This window comes from Burkholderia sp. Se-20378 (genome assembly GCF_017104665.1).
Classification (GTDB): Bacteria; Pseudomonadota; Gammaproteobacteria; order Burkholderiales; family Burkholderiaceae; genus Burkholderia; species Burkholderia lata.
On the sequence record NZ_JAAGPG010000770.1, the window covers coordinates 1 to 2,850 of the forward strand.

Sequence of the window (2,850 nt, forward strand, 5' to 3'; positions counted from 1 at the left end):
TGACGCCGGTGCCGATCGCGACACGCGGCGCGAGCACGGTCGGCGTGATGTAGCCGAAGCCGGCGTGCCACGCGACGAGCAGCATGTCCATTGCGGCTTGCGCCGGTGCGTCGGTGCGTGTCGCGCCGGTCAGCACGAGCATGCGTTGCGCCTGGTTTGACGTACCGGCGAGCGATGCGTCGATCGAGTCGTGGCGCGCGGCGAACGGACGGCCTTCGATCGCGGCATGCAGCAGGAACGGCGCGGCGGCTGCGCATAACAGCATCGTGTCGAGATCGGCGTCGCCCGGCGCTTCGCCGTGTACGCGGGGCGTCACGTCGTCGAAGCCGCGCAACAGGCCGGACGCGGCCGCGAACACCGGCGCAACACCCGCAGCGCCGAGATCCGCGGCGACGGATTGCGCGGCCGAGCCTGACGCCAGCGCATCGGCGAATGCCGCGAGCCGCGCGCCGATTACCGCTTCGTGCGCGCGATGTTCGGCGCTGCCAAGCGCGACGTCGAACCACAGGTGCGCGAGCGCGCCTTCGAACGTCGTCGCGCCGATCAGCGCGTTCAGGTCGAGATCGCGCACGCGCAGCGCTTCGGGTTCGAGCGTCGCGCCGTCGATGTCGGTGCCGCGATGGCGGGTCGCCGGGCGGCCGAGCAGGTTGCGCGGCGCGTCGCCCGCCGAGGTGGGCGTGGCAGTCGTGGTGGCCGTACCGGAATCGAGAGTCGTATCCATGTCATTCCACCTGCGCGAGTTCTTCGCTGCTGACGCTGATCGCCGCGTGCGCCATCGCGGCGATCACGGCCGCGTGCTGGTCGACGACGGGCAGCACGTTCGCGAAGTAGTAGCGCGCGCTTTTCAGCTTGCCGCGATAGAACGCGAGTTCGGCCGGCGTGTCGGCGGTGTCCGGCGCGTCGAGCCGGCGCGCGGCGATCGTCGCCGATTCGAGCAGCACCCATGCCGACGTGACGACGCCGAACATCTCGAGAAAGCGCGTGTAGAACTGGCTGCTGCGGTGCGTGTGACCGTCCTGCACGTCGCGCGCGATGTCGTCGAGCGCGGCGGCGATCCGGTCGGCGCCGGTGCGCAGCGCGTCGAACAGCGGACGCAGCTCCGCATGCGTGCCGGTGTGATGCTGGCGCACGAGGAACACGTCGAGTTCGTCGCGGTAGTACTGGATCAGTCGCGAATGGCGGCCGAAGCCGAGCTTGTCGCGCACGAGGTCCTGCGCCTGGATGTAGTTCGTGCCTTCCCAGATCGACAGGATCTTCACGTCGCGCGCGTTCTGCTCGACGGGGCTCGCATCGGTATAGCCGAGCCCGCCGTGCACCTGGATCGCGGTTTCGCAGATCCGCCACGCCTGGTCGGAGATGAACGCCTTGCAGATCGGCGTCAGCAGCAGTTGCAGCTTGCGGTGGCGCTCGATCTCGGCCGGGTCGGCGTCGGGCGTGGCCTCGAGCATCGCCGCGCGGGTGGCGGTCGCGGCGAGCTTGCCGAGCAGGCCGCGGCAGCCGTCGACGCGGCTTTTCATGTCGACCAGCATGCGCTGCACGTCCGCGTGCTCGACGATCGCGACGCGTGCGGCGTTGGTGTTCGACGCGCGCTCGATCGGCCGGCCCTGCAGCCGGCGGCCCGCATACTCGACCGCATGCAGGTACGCGCTCGATGCGACGCCGACGCCGAACATCCCGGTGCTCATCCGCGCCTGGTTCATCAGCGGCATCAGCTGCAGCAGGCCGACGTTGCGCCGGCCGCCGAGCAGCCAGCCTTTGGTCGTGCCGTTCGAACCGAACACGAGGTGCGTGTTCGCGCAGCCCTTGAGCCCCATCTTGCGCGGCAGGCCGATGCAGTCGACATGGTTCGACTGCAGTTCGCCCGTTTCCTCGTCCGGCCAGAAGCGCGGCACGACGAGGCACGACAGCGAGAACGAGTCCGGCGACGCGGTGTCGATGCGGCCGAGCACGAAATACAGCGTGTTCTCGGTCAGCTCGTGCATGCCGGCCGAGATGTAGACCTTCTCGCCGTCAATCGCATAGATGTCGCGTTCGAGCGGCGTCGCGCGCAGCGCCACCGCGGTGAGGTCGGTGCCGGCCTGCGGTTCGGTCGCGCAGAAACAGGCGTCCCAGCGGTACGCCTCGAGCGGGGCGATCAGCGCCTTCTGGTGCGGCGTGCCGTGCATCTGCAGCAGCTTGATCGCGGGGCGCGTGAAGCCGCCGTACGTCATGAACGACGGGTTCGCGCCCATGAACATCTCGTAGATCATCTGCGTGACGATCGGCGGCAGCCCGTGCGCGGTGCCGAACAGCGTGTTCGACCATTCGTCGCGAAAGCGCGCCCACAGCGCGTGGAAATGCGACGGAATGCGCACCTGGCCGTCGTCGAGCAGCGTGCAGCCCTCGACGTCCGCCTGCTGGTAGCTGCGACCGAGATCGAGCGCGAAGTCGCGCGCGCGTTCGAGCAGCGCGTCGATCGACGCACGGTCGTGCGTGCCGTACAGGCCGTGTTCCGCGAGGAAACGCTTGTCGGCTTCGAACAGTTCCCACAGAAAGAAGCGCAGTTCGCGCAGGCTCACCTTGTAAGCGCTCATCACGCGTCTCCTTCGATATCGAGCGCGGCATCGAGGCCGCCGGCGAGGTCGACGACGGCCGCCGCCGCCGCGCCATGCAGTGCCGCATCCCACACGAGCACGGTGCGGCGTTCGCCTTCGTCGAGTGCACCGGCGAGCCGGATCAACGCAGCCGCCGATTCGGCCGACGACAGGTGGCCGGCCGCTTCATGCTGGATGCGGGCGGCGACGGGGATCGACGCGGCGTCGGCCACGCGTGCCGCGAAGCCGGGATCGAAGCCGGGCGGCACGCACCAGT

At 69.3% G+C, this 2,850-nt stretch carries 1 protein-coding gene and 2 pseudogenes; all 3 read right to left on the reverse strand.

Translation table 11 applies throughout. From position 1 onward, the window contains the following. Positions 1 to 721: pseudogene (locus G3N93_RS37275) on the reverse strand (citrate/2-methylcitrate synthase); the annotation flags it as partial. Between the two features lies 1 nt (position 722). Next, on the reverse strand, positions 723 to 2,573 hold the full coding sequence (locus G3N93_RS37280; RefSeq protein WP_174983739.1) for an acyl-CoA dehydrogenase: 1,851 nt from the start codon (positions 2,571 to 2,573) through the stop codon (positions 723 to 725). After that, positions 2,573 to 2,850 (reverse strand): annotated as a pseudogene (locus G3N93_RS37285) (hypothetical protein); the annotation flags it as partial. The gene G3N93_RS37280 and the pseudogene G3N93_RS37285, both read right to left, overlap by 1 nt.

Excerpts from the sequence above, each read along its gene's own strand:
- G3N93_RS37280 (WP_174983739.1), bottom strand. The coding sequence starts at position 2,573 with ATGAGCGCTTACAAGGTGAGCCTGCGCGAACTGCGCTTCTTTCTGTGG.